Annotated in this window: 16 protein-coding genes; 10 read left to right on the top strand and 6 right to left on the bottom strand. The window is 65.3% G+C overall.

All coding sequences use genetic code 11. The features are described 5' to 3' along the window. Positions 1–3: 3 nt before the first annotated feature. The 5 genes from H146_RS19205 (at position 4) to H146_RS0111495 (ending at position 6,149) form a co-directional block, all read left to right on the top strand. Complete coding sequence (locus H146_RS19205) at positions 4–1,035, top strand: arginine N-succinyltransferase (RefSeq protein WP_019952024.1); 1,032 nt, start codon at positions 4–6, stop codon at positions 1,033–1,035. Next, a complete protein-coding gene (gene astA / locus H146_RS0111510; RefSeq protein ID WP_019952023.1) occupies positions 1,029–2,069 on the top strand; it encodes an arginine N-succinyltransferase in 1,041 nt (346 codons plus the stop codon). Before H146_RS19205 ends, astA begins: the two co-directional genes overlap by 7 nt. A gap of 21 nt (positions 2,070–2,090) precedes the next feature. After that, positions 2,091–3,626 carry a succinylglutamate-semialdehyde dehydrogenase gene (gene astD / locus H146_RS0111505; protein WP_019952022.1) on the top strand — a complete coding sequence of 512 codons (1,536 nt, stop codon included), beginning with the start codon at positions 2,091–2,093 and terminating at the stop codon, positions 3,624–3,626. Continuing rightward, a complete protein-coding gene (gene astB / locus H146_RS0111500) occupies positions 3,623–4,990 on the top strand; it encodes an N-succinylarginine dihydrolase (RefSeq protein ID WP_019952021.1) in 1,368 nt (455 codons plus the stop codon). Before astD ends, astB begins: the two co-directional genes overlap by 4 nt. 109 nt (positions 4,991–5,099) lie before the next feature. Continuing rightward, entirely contained in the window at positions 5,100–6,149 is a 1,050-nt protein-coding gene (locus H146_RS0111495) for an NAD(P)-dependent alcohol dehydrogenase (protein ID WP_019952020.1), read from the top strand. Between the two features lie 61 nt (positions 6,150–6,210). Here the strand turns inward: H146_RS0111495 and H146_RS0111490 are convergent, their stop codons facing one another. Next, the gene (locus H146_RS0111490; protein WP_019952019.1) at positions 6,211–6,621 is read right to left on the bottom strand and encodes a Tar ligand binding domain-containing protein; all 411 of its coding nucleotides are present in this window, start codon (positions 6,619–6,621) and stop codon (positions 6,211–6,213) included. A gap of 168 nt (positions 6,622–6,789) precedes the next feature. On the opposite strand from H146_RS0111490, the gene H146_RS0111485 reads away from it, so the two are divergent. From H146_RS0111485 to H146_RS0111475, 3 genes are all read left to right on the top strand, one after another. Further along, positions 6,790–7,746 carry a carbohydrate kinase family protein gene (locus H146_RS0111485; RefSeq protein WP_019952018.1) on the top strand — a complete coding sequence of 319 codons (957 nt, stop codon included), beginning with the start codon at positions 6,790–6,792 and terminating at the stop codon, positions 7,744–7,746. A 126-nt stretch (positions 7,747–7,872) separates the two neighbouring features. Then, the gene (eat, locus tag H146_RS0111480; RefSeq protein WP_019952017.1) at positions 7,873–9,306 is read left to right on the top strand and encodes an ethanolamine permease; all 1,434 of its coding nucleotides are present in this window, start codon (positions 7,873–7,875) and stop codon (positions 9,304–9,306) included. Positions 9,307–9,352: 46 nt separating this feature from the next. Further along, the gene (locus H146_RS0111475) at positions 9,353–10,072 is read left to right on the top strand and encodes a type 1 glutamine amidotransferase (RefSeq protein ID WP_019952016.1); all 720 of its coding nucleotides are present in this window, start codon (positions 9,353–9,355) and stop codon (positions 10,070–10,072) included. A gap of 27 nt (positions 10,073–10,099) precedes the next feature. On the opposite strand, the gene H146_RS0111470 is transcribed toward H146_RS0111475, so the two are convergent. Next, entirely contained in the window at positions 10,100–10,534 is a 435-nt protein-coding gene (locus H146_RS0111470) for a cupin domain-containing protein (protein WP_156826797.1), read from the bottom strand. Between the two features lie 141 nt (positions 10,535–10,675). After that, complete coding sequence (locus H146_RS0111465; RefSeq protein ID WP_019952014.1) at positions 10,676–11,728, bottom strand: FAD:protein FMN transferase; 1,053 nt, start codon at positions 11,726–11,728, stop codon at positions 10,676–10,678. Positions 11,729–11,851: 123 nt separating this feature from the next. Here H146_RS0111465 and H146_RS0111460 point away from each other — a divergent pair, with 123 nt between their 5' ends. Further along, complete coding sequence (locus H146_RS0111460; protein ID WP_019952013.1) at positions 11,852–12,820, top strand: alpha/beta hydrolase; 969 nt, start codon at positions 11,852–11,854, stop codon at positions 12,818–12,820. A 103-nt stretch (positions 12,821–12,923) separates the two neighbouring features. After that, the gene (locus tag H146_RS0111455) at positions 12,924–14,393 is read left to right on the top strand and encodes a carbon starvation CstA family protein (RefSeq protein ID WP_019952012.1); all 1,470 of its coding nucleotides are present in this window, start codon (positions 12,924–12,926) and stop codon (positions 14,391–14,393) included. A gap of 154 nt (positions 14,394–14,547) precedes the next feature. Here the strand turns inward: H146_RS0111455 and H146_RS0111450 are convergent, their stop codons facing one another. The 3 genes from H146_RS0111450 to H146_RS0111440 form a co-directional block, all read right to left on the bottom strand. Continuing rightward, the gene (locus H146_RS0111450) at positions 14,548–15,339 is read right to left on the bottom strand and encodes a transporter substrate-binding domain-containing protein (protein WP_019952011.1); all 792 of its coding nucleotides are present in this window, start codon (positions 15,337–15,339) and stop codon (positions 14,548–14,550) included. Between the two features lie 111 nt (positions 15,340–15,450). Next, positions 15,451–16,176: an ABC transporter permease gene (locus H146_RS0111445; RefSeq protein ID WP_019952010.1), complete on the bottom strand. Its 726-nt coding sequence runs from the start codon at positions 16,174–16,176 to the stop codon at positions 15,451–15,453. Next, on the bottom strand, positions 16,176–16,880 hold the full coding sequence (locus tag H146_RS0111440; RefSeq protein ID WP_019952009.1) for an ABC transporter permease: 705 nt from the start codon (positions 16,878–16,880) through the stop codon (positions 16,176–16,178). The genes H146_RS0111445 and H146_RS0111440 overlap by 1 nt, the downstream gene beginning before the upstream one ends. Between the last annotated feature and the right edge of the window lie 7 nt (positions 16,881–16,887).

Raw genomic sequence — 16,887 nt, 5'->3', positions numbered from 1 at the left:
CCCATGACACTGCTTGCCCGCAGCGCGACGCTGGACGATCTCGATGCCCTGCTGGCGCTGGCGCAGGACGCGTCGCCGGCGCTGACCAATCTGCCGCCGGATCGCGAGCGACTGGCGGCGCGGCTCGAGTCCAGCAGTCGTGCCTTTCAGAGCGAGGCCACCGCCCCCGAGGATGTGGCGCTGACGCTGGTGGTGGAAGACGATGACGGTGAGGTGCTGGGAACGGCGACTCTCAAGCCCCTCGCCGGCGGTCGCGAGGTCTACTACACCTACCGTCGCGAAACCCTGATTCACGCTTCGCAGCAGCTCGACGTGCGCCGCGAAGTGGATATCCTGTCGATCTCCCACGAGATGTCCCACGCCACGCTGCTGTGTGCGCTGGCCACCCGCCGCGATCATCCCGCTCGCGGCGAGATCAAGCGGTTGCTGCGCGCCGCCCGGCTGGCGTTGGTGGCGGCTGTTCCGGAGCGTTTCGCGCCGCTGCTGTTCGTGGCCCTGCCGGGTTATCAGAGCGGCGGGCGCAGCCCCTTCTGGGAAGGTGTCGGGCGCCATTTCTTCTCCCGCGAGTTCGAGGAGGTGCATCGCGCCGCCAGTCTTGGCTCGAAAAGCTTCATCGGTGAGGTGATGCCCCCCTTCCCGCTGTATCAGCCGCTGCTCGATGACGCCGCTCGCGACGCGATCGGCCGCGTACATCCGCTGCACAGCGAGGCGCTCGAGGGCTGGCAGCGCGAGGGCTTTACCCCCTCGCGCCACGTCGATCTGCTTGATGGTGGACCGCTTCTGGAGGCCGGGCGGGATCATCTGCCGCGCCCACGGCGCTGTCCGGCGCGCCTGCGTGACCAGCCGGCCGAGCGTGGCGAGGGCGAGATGCTGCTCGCCAGTCAACGCGACGGCGGTTTTCGCGCCCTGCTGAGTACCGGCGCGACGCTGGATGAACAGGGGCGCTGCGTGGTCGATGCCGGCCGGGCGCAGCGCCTTGGCGTCGACAACGATACGCCGCTGCTGGTGCTGGAAAGGAGGGAGTGCGCATGCTGATTCGACCCGTTGAAACGGCGGATATCGACGCCCTGCGCGAGATTGCCGTGGAGACCGGCCCCGGCTTCACTTCGCTGCCTGACAACCGTGATTTTCTCGCTGACAAGATCGACCACGCGCGTCAAAGCCTTGCCGGCGAGGCCGAGGATGCGCTCTATTTTTTCGTGCTGGAAGACGACCAGCAGCCCGGTGAGCGCGCCGAGCGGCTGGCCGGCTGCTGTGCCATCGAGGCGCGGGTGGGGCTCGACGCTCCCTTCTACCACTACCGCATCGGTCAGCTGGCGCACTCCTCCAGCCGACTGGGGCTGCACCGGACGCTGGATACGCTGTTTCTCTGCTCCGATCATACCGGCAGCGCGGAGGTCTGCTCGCTTTATCTGCGTGAGCCCTGGCGCGGCGCAGCACATCGCAACAGCCGCAACGGCACCCTGCTGTCGCGGGCGCGCTGGCTGTTCATGGCCGCTTTTCGCAGTCGCTTCCCCGAGCGGGTACTGGCGGAGATGCGCGGGCGCTTCGATGACGACGGCAAAAGCCCCTTCTGGGAGGCGCTGGGGCAGAAGTTCCTGCCCATCGAGTTTCAGCGTGCCGATCACCTCACCGGTATGGGCGAGAAGAGCTTCATCGGCGAGATGATGCCGCGCCACCCCATCTGCACCTCCTTTCTGCCGCAGAGCGCCCGCGACTGTATCGGCCAGGTGCACCATCAGACCCGGCCGGCGCTGGCGATGCTCAACCGCGATGGCCTGCGCTTCGAAGGTTATATCGATCTCTTCGACGGCGGCCCGACCGTCGAGGCCTATATCGATGACGTACACTCGATACGCCATACCCGCAGCGCCCGGGTGCGCCTCGACGACAGCGTCGAGCGCGCCGCGCGCCCCGCCTGGCTGGCCGCTACCGCCAGCTCGCCGACGGCGTTTCGCGCCGCCTGGCTGGGGCGCGGCCCGGAGGGCGACGACATTCGCCTGACCCCTGAAGAGGCGCAGCGTCTACAGGTGGCCGAAGGCGACAGCCTGCGGCTGCTGGAGACCTGAGCGGCTACCAAGGAGACCATCATGCCTCTTGAAATCACCCAGCAACTTTTGATCGACGGCCAGTGGCAACCCGGCGCCGGTGACTTTTTCTCCCGCCACGATCCGGTTGGTGGTGAACGGATATGGCAGGGCGGTGCGGCCAGTGCCGACCAGGTCGGTCTGGCGGTGAACGCCGCACGCCGCGCCTTTGGCGACTGGGCAGCGCGCCCGGCCGAGGCGCGCATCGCGCTGCTGGAAGCCTTTGGCGAAGGCCTTGCGCAGCATCGCGATCAGCTCGCCGATACCATCAGCCACGAAACCGGCAAGCCGCGCTGGGAGGCGGCCACCGAAGTGCAGGCGATGATCGGCAAGATTGCCATTTCGATCGCCGCCTGGCGCGAGCGTACCCCCACCCGCGAGCGCGACAACAACGGCGTGCGCGCCGTGGTGCGTCACCGCCCCCACGGCGTGATGGCGGTGTTCGGTCCCTACAACTTCCCCGGTCATCTGCCCAACGGCCATATCGTGCCGGCGCTTCTGGCGGGCAACACGGTGGTCTTCAAGCCCAGCGAGCTGACCCCGGCGACCGCCGACCTGACGCTTGCCATCTGGCGGCAGGCGGGGCTGCCCGCCGGCGTTATCAACCTGGTGCAGGGCAGTGCCGATACCGGCCGCGCGCTGGCCACTCACGCCGGCATCGACGGCCTGCTGTTCACCGGCAGCGAGCGCACCGGGCGGCTGCTGCACGAGGGCTTCGCCGGCCACCCGGAAAAGATGCTGGCGCTGGAGCTGGGGGGCAACAATGCGCTGGTGGTGGACAGCGAGGTGCCGCAGGATATCGACGCCGCGGTGCTCACCATCCTGCAGTCGGCCTTTATCTCCGGCGGTCAGCGCTGCACCTGTGCGCGCCGCCTGCTGGTTCCCCGCGGCAGCGCCGGTGACCGCCTGGTCGCGGCGCTGATCCGTGCCATGGAGGCGTTGACGGTAGGACCACAGTTCAGGGGTACGCATGCCGACGGTAGCGGTATCGATGCCGCGCCGGCGCCCTTTTACAGCGGGCTCGCCTCGCTGGCCGCCGCCGAGTCGCTGCTGGCCGCGCAGCGCCATCTGGAAGCCGCCGGTGGACAGGTGCTGTGCCGCATGGCGTCGCTCGGTGAGGGCACGTCGCTGCTGTCCCCCGGCTTGATCGATGTCACCGGTATCGAGGTGGCCGACGAGGAGTACTTCGGTCCGCTGCTGCAGCTCTATCGCTACGCCGATCGTGAAGAGGCGCTGACGATTGCCAATAACACGCGCTTTGGCCTCGCGGCCGGGCTGCTGGGCGGCAGCCGTGCCAACTGGGACGACTTCGTGCTGCGCGTGCGCGCCGGTATCGTCAACTGGAACCGGCCGACCACCGGCGCCGCCAGCGACGCCCCCTTCGGCGGCGTCGGCGCCAGCGGCAATCATCGCCCCAGCGCTTACTACGCGGCGGACTACTGCGCCTGGCCGGTTGCCTCGATGGAGAGCGAACGGCCGCAGTTGCCCGATACGCTGCCGCCCGGTATCTCACTGCCGGGTAGTGGAGAGACGCGATGAGCGAGACACGCCTTGCGCAGGAGATCAACTTCGACGGTCTGCCGGGGCCGACTCACAACTACGCCGGACTGGCGCAGGGCAATCTGGCCTCGGCGCACCACGCCGGACTGGTCTCCAACCCCAGAGAGGCGGCGCTACAGGGGTTGGCCAAAATGAAGGCGTCGCGCGATGCCGGCTTCCCCCAGGCGGTACTGCCGCCCCAGCAGCGCCCCGATATGGCGCTGCTGCACCGGCTGGGCTTTCGCGGTACGCCGGAAGAGGTGCTGCCGCGGGTCGCCGATGAAGCGCCCGAACTGCTGCATGCCGCCTGTTCGGCGGCGGCGATGTGGACTGCCAACGCCGCGACGGTGACGCCCTCGACCGACAGCCTCGACGCCCGGGTGCACTTTACCCCCGCCAACATGCAGTCGGCGCTGCACCGCGCGATCGAGGCGGCGCAGACCGGTCGCACGCTGGCGGCGATCTTCCGCGATGACGAATACTTCGCTCACCACCCGGCGCTGCCCGCCACCCCCTGGTTCGCCGACGAGGGGGCGGCCAATCACACCCGCCTGTGTGCCCATCATGGCGGCCCCGGCGTTCATCTGTTCGTGCACGGCGATGGGGCTTGTGAAGGGGCGCCGCGGCCGCAGCGCTATACGCCGCGCCAGACTCTGCGCGCCAGCCGCGCGCTGTCGCGTCAGCACGGCCTGACGTCCGCTCAGGCGCTGTTCGCTCAGCAGCATCCGGCGGCGATCGACGCCGGCGTGTTTCATAACGACGTCATCTGCGTTGGCAGCGGTGCGGTGCTGCTCTATCACGAATACGCCTTTGCCGATGAGCAGGCGGTACTCGACGGTCTGCGTGAGCGACTGGCGGTGCGCGCCGACGGTCAGCCCTTGATCCCGGTACGGGTGCCCGAGGAAGCGGTGTCCCTGAACGCGGCGGTGGCGAGTTATCTGTTCAACTCCCAGCTGTTGCTGCGCGATGACGGCAGCATGGTGCTGGTGGTGCCGGGAGAGTGCGAAAGCGACGCGCAGGTGTGGCAGGCGATCCAGAATCTGCTGCTGGCCGGTCATAACCCCATCAGCGAGGTGGTGGTGCGCGACGTCAAGCAGAGCATGCGCAACGGCGGCGGCCCCGCCTGCCTGCGCCTGAGAGTCGTACTCAGCGAGGCCGAGCGGGCCGCACTGGGCGCCCGCGTGATGCTCGACGACGCCCTCTATGGCGAACTGACCGGCTGGGTCGAGCGTCACTACCGCGATCGCCTCGACCTCGCTGATCTTGCCGACCCGCAGCTGGCGCATGAGTCGCTGGTGGCCCTCGATGAACTGACCGGGATCATGCAGCTGGGATCGATCTATCCTTTCCAGCTCGATGATTGAGCAGCGCGCCTACGCCTAATGTCGCATTGGCTTTTGGCAGCATTAAGGGCGCGATAGGAGTAACTCGAGCGGCCATCGCGCCGCTCTTTTTGCCCCTGGGAGAGATCCGATGAAAGCCCGAGCTCTGGTATTGGAAAAGCCTCATGAACTGAACCTGCGCGAGATCGACCTGCCCGGCGAAATGGGCGACGATGACGTGCGCATCGATATCCACACCGTCGGCATCTGCGGCAGCGATATCCACTTCTATACGCACGGGCGCATTGGTGATTTTGTGGTGCGCGAGCCGATGGTGCTGGGCCACGAGGCCTCCGGCACGGTGCGCGAGGTGGGCGATAATGTCACCCATCTCAAACCCGGCGACCGCGTCTGCATGGAGCCGGGCATTCCCGATCCTGACTCGCGCGCCGCGCGGATGGGCATCTACAACGTCGATCCGGCGGTGCGCTTCTGGGCGACGCCGCCCATACACGGCTGCCTGACGCCGCAGGTCGTGCATCCCGCCGCTTTCACCTTTCGCCTGCCGGATGCGGTATCGTACGCCGAAGGCGCAATGATCGAGCCCTTTGCGGTGGGCGTTCACGCGGTAGCAAAGGCCCGGCTCGAGCCCGGTAGTACCTGCGTGGTGACCGGCGGTGGCACTATCGGCCTGATGGTGGCGCTGGCGGCGCGGGCATCGGGCGCCAGCCGTATTCTGATCTCCGACGTGGTCGATGAAAAACTGGCGGTCGCGCGCGGCTATGAAGGTCTGGTGCCGGTTAACGTGGCGCGCGAGTCGCTGCGCGAAGTGCTGGATAACCATGTTGGCGAGACATGGGGCGCCGATGCGGTGTTCGAGGCGAGCGGCAGCACGAAGGTGTTCGACGATGCGCTGGCCTGCGTGCGCCCCGGTGGCGTACTGGTGCTGGTGGGCATGCCACCGGAGAAGGTAGCGTTTGACGTGGTTGCCGCCCAGGTCAAGGAGGTGCGCGTCGAGAGCATCTTTCGCTACGCCCACGTCTTCGATCGTGCGCTGGAGATCATTGCCGCCGGCAAGGTCGACCTCAATCCGCTGATCGCCCACACCTTCGAGTTCGACCAGAGTGTCGAGGCCTTCGAGCGTGCCGCCGAGGCGCGTCCGAACGACATCAAGCTGCAGATTCGGATGGCGTCGGCCTGAGCCGCATCCGGCAGGCGACGGTTCGTCGCCTGCTGCTCGCTGCCCGAAGGGTATCGTCCCGCTATGCCGGTGAAGCACCGATCAATGCCGCGCCGCTGCTGTGCTCCTCGTGCGCTTTCTGTACGGCGTTCCGGGCAGCGGCTGCCTCGGATTGGTGGGACTCGACGCGAAACAGCGTCCAGTCACTGTCGATCATCTGCACAAAGCCGGCATACTCCTGCTGCAGTTCGGCTGTTTCTTCCTCGCTGGCCAGCAGCGCCGGCAGTAGCATTCGTCCGCGCATATCGAGAATCACGTCGCGCATCTCCAGCACTGCCTGCATGGGTACCACGTTGCGCTGATAGACGTCGCGAAGGGCGTTATTGGCATTGCTCAGCGCCTGAAACGCGAAAACGCCGAGGATAACGGCGGTCAGCACACAGGCACTCAGTGTGGCGATCAGTCTCAGCCTGACGGTAGGGCGCGGTAGCATGGGATTTCTCCTTGTTGCTTTTGGAGTGCCTGAGCAGGGAGGGGGAGGTTAAAACACTGTATCGGCCGTTCGCGCGCCGTCTGAAGGCGCTTTCTTTACCCTTGTCTCCCACCCGATGAGCGAACTGTGGCAGGCTTGCCACCTTCGGGATCATTTGGAGGGCAGGTTATGTTTCTGGTCTGTGGCGAGGCGCTGTTTGATTTTTTCGGCGACGAGAGCCGGGTGGCGCCCGACGCCAGCGCCATCGATTTTCATGCCGTGGCCGGCGGCTCGCCGATGAACGTGGCGATCGGTCTGGCGCGGCTTGAAAGGCGTAGCGCCTTTTTTACCGGTCTGGCGCGTGACGCCCTCGGTGAGCGGCTGCGCGCGGTGCTGCGCAGCGAGGGCGTGGATATCGAGCGGGTGGCGGATATCGACGATGGCGCTACTACCCTTGCGATGGTGACGCTGGATGACAACGGCTCGCCGCGCTACATGTTCTACAACCAGCGCGGCGCGGACCGCATGCTGGCGCCGCACCACCTGCCGGCGCCCGATGATGCGCTGACGGCGGTACATGTCGGCTCCTATGCGCTGGTGGTATCGCCCACCGGCGAGACGCTGGAGCAGCTGGTCAAACGTGAGCGCGAGCGCTGCCTGATCACCCTCGATCCCAACGTGCGGCTGATGGTCGAACCCGACGTGGCGCGCTGGCGCGAGCGCGTGGACGCCTTCGCGACCCATGCCCATCTGATCAAGGTCAGTGACGAAGACCTCGCGCTGCTCTATCCCGAAGATGATCCCGAAAGGATAGTGAGGCGCTGGTTGAGTGAGCGCTGTGCGCTGGTAATCATGACGCGGGGCGGCGAAGGGGTGACGCTCTATCACTATCAGGACGACAGTGACGCCTTCATGCCGGAGCGCGTCGAGGTGGTCGATACGGTGGGCGCCGGCGACAGTTTCATGGCGGCGCTGCTGTGCTGGCTCGATGAGCAGGGGCTGGCGACACCCGACGGCCCGGCACGGCTGGATGGCGCACAGCGCGAGGCCATGGTGCGCTTTGCGATGAGCGCGGCCGGGCGCACCTGCACAAGGCGCGGGCCGGATCTGCCGCGCCGCGATGAGCTGAGTCGGGCGACGAGGTAATGCGCGGCGGCAATAAGTGTTCGCATCATGCAGACACTGCGCGCATGATGAAACCGTAGCGTTGCGGCGATATCCACTCGAGACAATCGCTACACTGCTCTTTCAACAACAATAAAAGGCTCTGCCATGACCCGCGAATCCTCCCCGGGCGGCGCCGGATCGCGTGCCGCCAACAGCGAATATCTGCAGAAACGCCAGCTCAAACAGGGCGCGGCGGGCTGGATACTGCTCGCCAGCCTGGGGGTCTCCTACGTGATCTCCGGCGACTTCGCCGGCTGGAATCTGGGTATCGGCACCGGCGGTTTCGGTGGCATGTTGATCGCTACCGTACTGATGGCGGTGATGTACTCGGCGATGGTGCTGTCGCTGGCCGAACTCTCCTCGTCGCTGCCCACCGCCGGCGGCGGCTACAGCTTCGCGCGGCGGGCGCTGGGTCCCTGGGGCGGCTACATTACCGGCACGGCCATCCTGCTCGAGTACGCCATTGCACCGGCGGCGATCGCCATCTTCATCGGCGGCTATGTCGACTCGCTGGTGGGGCTCGACGGCCCGCTGGTGTACGCCGCCTTCTATATCGTTTTCGTGGGTATTCATCTATGGGGCGCCGGCGAGGCGCTGCGCATCATGATGGGGATTACGGCACTGGCGGTGATTGCACTCGTGGTGTTTATCCTCGCTATGCTGCCGCACTTCGACGCCGCCAGGTTGTTCGATATGCCGGTCAGCGACGCCGTGGGGGCATCGAGCTTCCTGCCCGAGGGCTATCTGGGCATCTGGAGTGCCATCCCCTTCGCCATGTGGCTGTTTCTCGCCATCGAAGGGGTGCCGCTGGCGGCGGAGGAGAGTCGCGAACCGGGGCGCGACATGCCGCGCGGCATCATCGCTGCCATGGCGCTGCTGCTGCTGTTTGCCATCTGCATGCTGCTGCTCGCTCCCGGCGGTGCCGGCGCGCAGGCGATGAGTACCTCGGCGGCGCCGCTGGTGGACGCCCTGCAGGCGGTCTATGGCGAGGGCAGTGCGGCGGCGGCATTCGTCAACGTGGTGGGCCTTTTCGGCCTGATTGCGTCGTTTTTCTCGATCATCTTCGGCTATTCGCGGCAGGTATTCGCGCTGTCGCGGGCGGGCTACCTGCCGCGCACCCTATCGGTTACCAACCGTCGCCGGGCGCCGACGCTGGCGCTGGTGGTGCCGGGTGTGATCGGCTTTCTGCTGTCGCTGACCGGCCAGGGGGATCTGATGATTACCATGGCGGTGTTCGGCGCCACCATCTCCTACGCCATGATGATGCTCTCGCATCTGCTGCTGCGCACGCGTGAGCCCGCCCTGGCGCGGCCGTTTCGCACTCCCGGCGGGCGTTTCACCTCCGCGCTGGCGCTGGGGCTGGCGGTAATCGCCTTTCTCTCCACCTTCGTGGTGAGCCTTGTGGCGGCGCTGTGGGCGGGCGTGTTCTATGCCATCATGCTGGCCTGGTTCGGCTTCTACAGCCGTCACCACCTGGTGGCGCAGGCGCCGGAGGAGGAATTCGATGCCATCGAGAGCGCCGAGTCGGAGCTCGGTTGAGCCACCGGGTGGCACGTTGTGATTAACCCCGGGCAAGAGGGAAGAGATGAAGATCGGGCTGCTGCAGTGTGATGATCTGGCGCCGCACCTGGCCGAGGTGCACGGCAACTACCCTGAACTCTACGCGCGGCTTCTGCAGGCCGTGGACCCCACGCTCGAGTTCGTGACCTGGCGGGTTCATGACGGCGAGCTGCCGGGCAGCCTCGACGATGTCGACGGCTGGCTGATCTCGGGCAGCAAGGCCGGCGTTTACGAGGCCCACGGCTGGATTGCCGAGCTGCTGGCGCTGATTCGACGTCTGCACGCCGAGCAGCGGCCGCTGGTGGGCATCTGTTTTGGCCATCAGGCGATCGCCCAGGCGCTGGGCGGGCGCGCTGCCAAAAGTGATCGCGGCTGGGGAGTGGGTGTCTCCTTCAATACGGTCAACGAGCGCCGCAGCTGGATGATGCCCTGGCAGGAGGGGCTGGATCTGATCGTCAGCCATCAGGATCAGGTTATCGAACCGCCCGAAGGCGCCGCAGTGCTGGCTGAAAGCACCTTCTGTCCCTACTACATGCTGGACTACGGTAACGCCGCCATGAGCGTGCAGGGTCACCCGGAGTTCACCAAAGCGTGCAGCGCCGACCTGATGGCCGGCAGGAGCGGGCAGATGCCGGATCGCCGCCGCCGTGAAGGCATGGCGACGCTGTCGGCGCCGGTGGACGATCACGTCATGGCACGCTGGATCGTCAACTTCATGCGTGAAGGCATCGGCATGGCGCGTTAGGCGCCACAGGCGTTATTGGCTCCGGAGTCAGTGCTGTCGATTACCTTCGGGCGCGGGGATCAGCCCGTAGCGCGACATGATCGTCTTCATGCGCTCCGGGTCGGGCGGGCCTTCGGCGACGAGTGCCGCCAGTTCGCGGAAGTAGTCCGGACCCAGTGCGCCCGGCGTCAGCATGCACAGACAGCTGGCCGGCGCATCTGAGGTGTTGTCGAAGCCGTGTACTGCGCCACGCGGAATGAAAAGCGACGACTCGGGGGTAATAGCGACGCTTTCGCCGTCCACGCGAAAGTCGAGTCGCCCCGCCAGCCCCAGCACTGTCTCGTCCCAGCTGTCATGGTAGTGGGCCACCGGCATACGAGCGCCGGGCATGACGGTCATGCGAAAAAGATCGAGCTGCTCATGGGTGGTGTGACGACTCTGATAGAAATCGAGCGTCAGCCCGCCGATGGTAATGGTCTCCATCACGGCCATTTCTCCCTGTGCAATGTTGTGGCGCCGCGCGAAGGCGACTGTCTCAACATGCAGTATCCCGACGGCAGGGAAAATTTTCTCGTCACCAGGGGCACTTTTCAGGCCGGCATCAGTTCGGTCGTCGTGCCGCCGTCATGTATCCTGATGTTGATCCCCCTGGCGTTGAAGCCTCAGCCGCTCGCTGCTTTCCAGTGCCGGGCTTTCATCGCTTTCGAATTGATCCTCGCCCGGGCGCTGGATCAGCAGGGCGGCAAGCCCCTCGCGCTCGGCGGTCGCCATGCCCTCCGCCGGCCCCAGGCAGAGCAGGGCGGTGGCCCAACCGTCGCTGCGCGCTGCCTCATGGCCGAATACGGTGGAGGACACCAGATTGTGTTCGGCGGGGCGGCCGCTGCGCGGATCGAGAATATGGCTATACACCTGACCGTTGTCGTCGAAGTAGCGCCGATAGGTACCGGAGGTGTTGATCGATATGCCCTCGACATCCTCGATGGTGGCGATGGTGCCCGGGCGGCGCTCGCCGCTGGTGGGTGCTTCGATGCCGACCCGCCAGCGGGTGCCATCGGGCTTGCTGCCGCGAATGCGCATATCGCCGCCCAGCTCCACCAGGTAGTTGTGAATACCGCGCGCCTCGAGATCAGCGGCGAGGCGGTCGACGCTGTAGCCCTCGCCCATCGAGGAGAGATCCAGCGACAGCGTGGCGATCTCCTTGCGGATGCGCCCGGTTTCGGGGTCGATATCGAGATGTTGAAGACCGATATCGGCCAGCGCGGTGGTGATCTCGGCCTGCGTCGGCACGCGGAAGTCGTGCTCCTGAAAGCCCCACAGCCGGAACAGTGGCGAAATGGTGGGGTCATAGCAGCCGTCGGAGCGGGCGTTGATCTGCCTGGCGATGGCGAGCAGGTGAAGCGCCGATTCGGGGGCCGGCTGCCAGTCGGTGCTGCGGCTGGCGTTGAACTGCGATATCCAGGAGTCGTCGCGGTAGGTGGAGAGTTCGCGGTCGATGGCGGTCAGCGTCCGGCTGACGTCGGCGCGCACCGCCGGCAGCTGATTGCCGCCGTCGCGCCACCAGCTGATGTGATAGCTGGTGCCCTGGGCCTGGCCTTCTATCGTGACCCTTTCGGGGCTGCGGTCGCAGCCGGCGATCGCCAGCGGTAGCACCAGCAGCAGAGTGAGCGTGCGAAGCATGGAGGTGTCGGCCTGCTGAAAACAGAAACGTTATTGTGCCCGCCCGGTGTCCCGGCTTGCCAGTCCTGCTGCCACGGCCCAGGCTGAAAATTATTGTTCACGACACTGATCAGGAGTTGCCGCATGACACTGGATCCGCAGTTCGCCCACTGGCTTGAAGAGGCCGCCGCCAATGCCCCCGATGTCAGCGGTTTGAGCGTACAGGAGCGGCGCAGGATCGCCGATCGCGGCAATCTCGCGCTTCAGACCGACCCGGCTGAATACTCGGTCGCCGACGTGGAGGAGCGGCGTTTCAAATGCGATGGCCACGAGATCGGCGTGCGGATTTATCATCCCACGGTGCACGGGACCCGCAGTACGCGGCCGGTGACGGTTTTCTACCACGGTGGCGGCTTTGTCACCGGCTCCGTCGAGACCTATGACGTGATCTGCCGGGCGCTGTGTCGCGCCTCGAAAAGTATTCTGGTATCGGTGGATTACCGGCTGGCACCGGAGCACCCCTTTCCCGCTGCCGCCGAGGATGCGCTGGCGGCGCTGCGCTTTGTGGGCGACAACGCCGGCTCGTTCGGCGGCGACGCCACGCGCATTGCGCTGGCCGGGGATAGCGCCGGAGGGCAACTGGCGGCGCTGACCGCGCTGCGCGCCCGCGACGAGGGCGGGCCGGCAGTGATGGGGCAGTGTCTGCTCTATCCGCAGCTCGATGCCAGCCCGCAGGGGCTGGCATCGCTTGAGCGCTTCGCCGAGGGCCACGGCTATACCCGCGCCATGCGCGACTGGTATCTGTCGCAGTATCTTGTCGACGACGAGGCGCGCGATCACCCCTTCAATACGCTGTTGTCGCGTCACGATCTGGCCGGCGTGGCGCCGGCGCTGGTGCTGACCGCCGAGTACGATCCGGTGGGCGATGAAGGCGTGCGTTATGCCGAGCGACTGGCGGCGCAGGGCGTCACGGTGCGCCACAGCCGCTACTTCGGCATGATTCACGCTTTCGTGCGGCGGCTGGGCCAGCACCGCCAGGCGGATCAGGCGATCGAGGAGTGCGGCGCCTGGCTGCGAACGGCGCTTTCACCAGGCAGCGGTTCTGCGGGCTAATACCAAGGTCGATCTGTTAGTGCATCAATCGGTTGCGTACGCTGCACGCTCCAGCCGTACGTTATAAAACCGACCGTGGCCACAAGCCGGGAGTGCCTGAATCATGATGACCTTTATCGCGGGCATCGTGCTGCTCGTCGTGGGCTATTTCACCTACGGCAAGTTCGTCGAGCGCGTTTTCGAGACCCATCAGCGCCGCCCCACGCCGGCCTATACGCTGCGCGACGATGTCGATTACCTGCCCATGGGTACCAAGCGCAACTCGCTGATTCAGTTGCTCAATATCGCGGGCGTCGGGCCTATCTTCGGCCCCATTCTGGGGGCGCTCTACGGCCCGGTGGCCTTTTTGTGGATCGTCGCCGGCTGCATTTTCGCCGGCGCGGTGCATGACTACCTCACCGGCATGATCTCGATTCGCAACCACGGCGCCCATCTGCCGCAGCTGGCCGGCAAGTTTCTCGGCAGGGTGATGAAACACGTGGTCAACGTCTTCGCCATTTTGTTGCTGCTGCTGGTAGCCACGGTGTTCGTCACCGCACCGGCGGCGCTTCTGGCCAATATCCTGCCGCTGTCGGTGACCGTGATCACGCTGGCGATTTTCGTCTACTACCTGCTGGCCACGCTGTTGCCGATCGACAAGGTGATCGGCCGTATCTACCCCTGGTTCGGCGCGCTGCTGCTGTTCAGCGCCGCCGGTATCGGCATCATGCTGATCGTGCGCGGCGCGCCGATTCCGGAGCTGAGCCTTGCTAACATGCATCCGGACAGCGCGCCGATCTTCCCGCTGCTGTTTCTGACTATCTCCTGCGGTGCGCTGTCGGGCTTTCACGCTACCCAGACGCCGATCATCTCGCGCACCACGGGTAACGAAAACAACGGCCGCAGGATCTTTTACGGCATGATGATCACCGAGGGTGTGATCGCCATGATCTGGGCCGCGGCGGCGATGAGCCTGTTCCACGGCGACAGTTCGCTCTCTCGGGTTTTGGCCAACGGCGGCCCGGCGGCCGTGGTGCAGAGCGTATCGACGACGCTGCTGGGCGCAGTGGGCGGCACCCTGGCGGTGCTGGGGGTGATCGTGCTGCCGATCACCTCGGGCGATACCGCCTTTCGCAGCGCGCGCATGATCATTGCCGACTATCTGGGCGTCAATCAGGTCGAGCTGGTCAAGCGCGTCATGGTGGCGGCGCCGCTGTTCGTGATCTCCTGGGGGCTGACCCACATGGACTTCAGTCTGCTGTGGCGCTACTTCTCGTGGGCCAACCAGACCACTGCGGTCATCGCCCTGTGGGTGGCCACCATGTACCTGATTCTGGCCAAAAAAGCGTACTGGATGACGCTGCTGCCGGCGCTGTTCATGACCATGGCGACGTTCACCTATATCGCCTGGGCGCCGATCGGCTTCGGCCTGCCGCTGAATATTGCCTATGTGGTCGCGGCGCTGGGTACGGCGGTGGCGCTGGCGCTGTTCATCAAGCGGGTGCGGCGGCTCTCCGGTGGCCTCTTTGCAGTCGACGAGCCGGCAGAACCGGCTTCGCGCGACGCCTCGCTGGCCAATGCGGCCATGACCTGAGGGCAGCGCGCCTGCTGAAAACCAAAGGGCCTTGCACTGCGGGGCCCTTTCAAGGTTTATAACCACGATACCCCCGACAAAACAACGCCCCGCATCAGCGGGGCGTTGTTTTGTCGAGTACCAGTACCCTGGCGTTCGGGGCGTGGCGCTGTTATCAGCTGCCGGAAGCGGGTTCCGGGGCGCCGCCGCCGCCGCCGAAGTACTTGTCGTGCAGCTGATCGTAGGTGCCGTTGTCGCGCAGTGTTTCGAGCGCCTGGTTGAACTTGTCGGCCAGGGCTTCGTCGCGTTGGCGGAAGGCGATGCCAAAACCTTCGCCGAAGTACTCCTTCGGCTCGGTGAGCATTTCACCAATGGTCTTGTAGTTGCCCTCATCGACCAGTGCCGCTTCGCCGGTGGGATAGTCGAGGAAGGCGGCATCGAGACGGCCGGTATCCATATCGACGGCCACGTCGTCGGCGCTGGCGTAGCGCTGGATGTTGGCAACATCGCCATAGTTGTCGGTGACGTAACTGTCCTGCACGGTACCGCGCTGCACGCCGATGTTGGCCCCTTCCATGTCCTGCTGCGAGGTACCGGTGATGCTGCTGTCGTCGGGCACGAACCAGGCAGACGGCGGCACGATGTAGGGGTCGGAGAACAGCACCTGCTGGCGACGTTCGTCGTTGATGGTCATGGACGACATGATGGCGTCATAGCGGCGCGCCAGCAGCCCGGGGATGATGCCGTCCCAGCCCTGCTCGACCCAGCTGCACTGGAGTTTGGCCTGCTCGCAGAGGGCGTTGCCCAGTTCGATGTCAAAGCCGGTCAGTTCGCCGTCCGGAGTGCGATACTCCATGGGTACGTAGGGCACGTCGACACCGATGCGCACCGTATTGTCGTCGCTGGCCTGCGCCGAGCCGGCGGCCACGGCGGCGCTCAGCAGGGAGATCGTCAGCAGTTTTTTCATGGTTGTCTCTCTTGTTGGTGTTGATGGAAATCGTCGGTAACAGAGGGTTACGCCATAGCGTGCAGCCGATTATGAACACGAGAGGGTAACGCAATGCAAGTTTGTCGTCCTTCAGGCGGGCTGCAGGTGCACCAGCATACGTTTCTCGAGCAGCTTGAAAGCGCCCTGGATGGCGAAGCTCAATACCATGTAGCACAGCGCCACGAAGATGAAAGCCGAGAAGGGCGCGTAGAAACGCGCATAGACATTATAGGCCACCCCGGTCAGGTCGGTAATGGTTACCACGCTGGCGATGGCGCTGGCATGGAGCATGAAGATGACCTCGTTGCCGTAGGCCGGCAGCGCGCGGCGCAGGGCGCTGGGCAGAATGATGCGGCGGTAGGCCATCAGCGATGACATGCCGTAGGCGCGTGCGGCTTCTACCTCACCGCGCGGCGTGGCCTTGATGGCGCCGTAGAAGATCTCGGTGGTATAGGCGGCGGTATTGAGCATGAAGGCCAGCAGTGCCGGATAGAGCGGGTCGCGAATCAGCGGCCAGACAATGCTCTGTTGGATGCCGGGAATGAAGGCCAGCCCATAGTAGGCAATGTAGAGCTGCACCAGCAGCGGCGTGCCGCGAAAGACCCAGGTATACACCCAGATCGCGAGACTGAGCGGTTTCAGCCGACTGGCGCGACCGATCGACAGCGGCAGAGCGAGTATCAGTCCCAGCACCAGCGAGATGAAAACCAGTTGGACAGTGTTGACGAAGCCCTCCCAGTACTGGGCAAGCGTCTGCGGAGTGAAGATGGCGTTGTCGGCAAGCCAGGGGGCGATCGACTGCAGCAGTTCCTGCATCAGTGCTGCTCCTCGAAACCGGCGTTGTAGCGTCGGCTCAGCCAGCCGAAGATCACCTCGGAGACGGAGGTCATGACCAGATAGCCCAGCGCGACGGGAATCATGAACAGAAAGGTCTGATGAGTAGCGCGGGTGGCCTCGGCGGCGATCCGCACCATGTCGGAAAGGCCGATGATCGACACCAGCGCGGTGGTTTTCAAAAGCACCATCCAGTTGTTGCCCAGCCCGGGCAGGGCGTGGCGCATCATCAGCGGAAAGCGGATATGGCGAAACACCAGCCAGCGGCTCATGCCGTAGGCGGCGCCGGCCTCGATCTGGCCGCGGTCGACGGCCAGAAAGGCGCCGCGAAAGGTTTCGGCCATGTAGGCGCCGAAGATCAGACCGATGGTTGCCACGCCGGCGGCGAAGGGGTCGATGGTAATAAAGATATCGTAGCCCCAGTGGTTATAGATGGCATCGGTGATCTGGTTGAGGCCGATCTGGGCGCCGTAGAACAACAGCATCATCAGCACCAGGTCCGGTACGCTGCGGATGGCCACGGTGTAGACGACAGCGATGGCGCGCAGCGGCGGGTTTTGCGATAGCCGCGCGCTGGCGGTGGCCAGCCCCAGCACCAGTGCCAGCAGCAGCGACAGTACGGCGAGCTGGGCGGTAAGCAGTGCCCCCTCCAGCAGCCGCGGGCCGTATCCCATGAAATCGATCATGATGTCG

This window comes from Kushneria aurantia DSM 21353 (assembly GCF_000382245.1).
GTDB classification, from domain to species: Bacteria; Pseudomonadota; Gammaproteobacteria; order Pseudomonadales; family Halomonadaceae; genus Kushneria; species Kushneria aurantia.
This window is presented reverse-complemented; position numbering and strand designations above follow the sequence as displayed.

Bases quoted from the DNA above. Each gene is read 5' to 3' on its own strand.
- H146_RS0111440 (WP_019952009.1), bottom strand. From the start codon at position 16,880: ATGATCGATTTCATGGGATACGGCCCGCGGCTGCTGGAGGGGGCACTG.
- H146_RS0111445 (WP_019952010.1), bottom strand. From the start codon at position 16,176: ATGCAGGAACTGCTGCAGTCGATCGCCCCCTGGCTTGCCGACAACGCC.
- H146_RS0111495 (WP_019952020.1), top strand. From the start codon at position 5,100: ATGAAAGCCCGAGCTCTGGTATTGGAAAAGCCTCATGAACTGAACCTG.
- astA (WP_019952023.1), top strand. From the start codon at position 1,029: ATGCTGATTCGACCCGTTGAAACGGCGGATATCGACGCCCTGCGCGAG.
- H146_RS0111470 (WP_156826797.1), bottom strand. From the start codon at position 10,534: ATGGAGACCATTACCATCGGCGGGCTGACGCTCGATTTCTATCAGAGT.
- H146_RS0111455 (WP_019952012.1), top strand. From the start codon at position 12,924: ATGATGACCTTTATCGCGGGCATCGTGCTGCTCGTCGTGGGCTATTTC.
- eat (WP_019952017.1), top strand. From the start codon at position 7,873: ATGACCCGCGAATCCTCCCCGGGCGGCGCCGGATCGCGTGCCGCCAAC.
- H146_RS0111465 (WP_019952014.1), bottom strand. From the start codon at position 11,728: ATGCTTCGCACGCTCACTCTGCTGCTGGTGCTACCGCTGGCGATCGCC.
- H146_RS0111450 (WP_019952011.1), bottom strand. From the start codon at position 15,339: ATGAAAAAACTGCTGACGATCTCCCTGCTGAGCGCCGCCGTGGCCGCC.
- H146_RS19205 (WP_019952024.1), top strand. From the start codon at position 4: ATGACACTGCTTGCCCGCAGCGCGACGCTGGACGATCTCGATGCCCTG.
- H146_RS0111460 (WP_019952013.1), top strand. From the start codon at position 11,852: ATGACACTGGATCCGCAGTTCGCCCACTGGCTTGAAGAGGCCGCCGCC.
- H146_RS0111475 (WP_019952016.1), top strand. From the start codon at position 9,353: ATGAAGATCGGGCTGCTGCAGTGTGATGATCTGGCGCCGCACCTGGCC.
- H146_RS0111490 (WP_019952019.1), bottom strand. From the start codon at position 6,621: ATGCTACCGCGCCCTACCGTCAGGCTGAGACTGATCGCCACACTGAGT.
- astD (WP_019952022.1), top strand. From the start codon at position 2,091: ATGCCTCTTGAAATCACCCAGCAACTTTTGATCGACGGCCAGTGGCAA.
- H146_RS0111485 (WP_019952018.1), top strand. From the start codon at position 6,790: ATGTTTCTGGTCTGTGGCGAGGCGCTGTTTGATTTTTTCGGCGACGAG.
- astB (WP_019952021.1), top strand. From the start codon at position 3,623: ATGAGCGAGACACGCCTTGCGCAGGAGATCAACTTCGACGGTCTGCCG.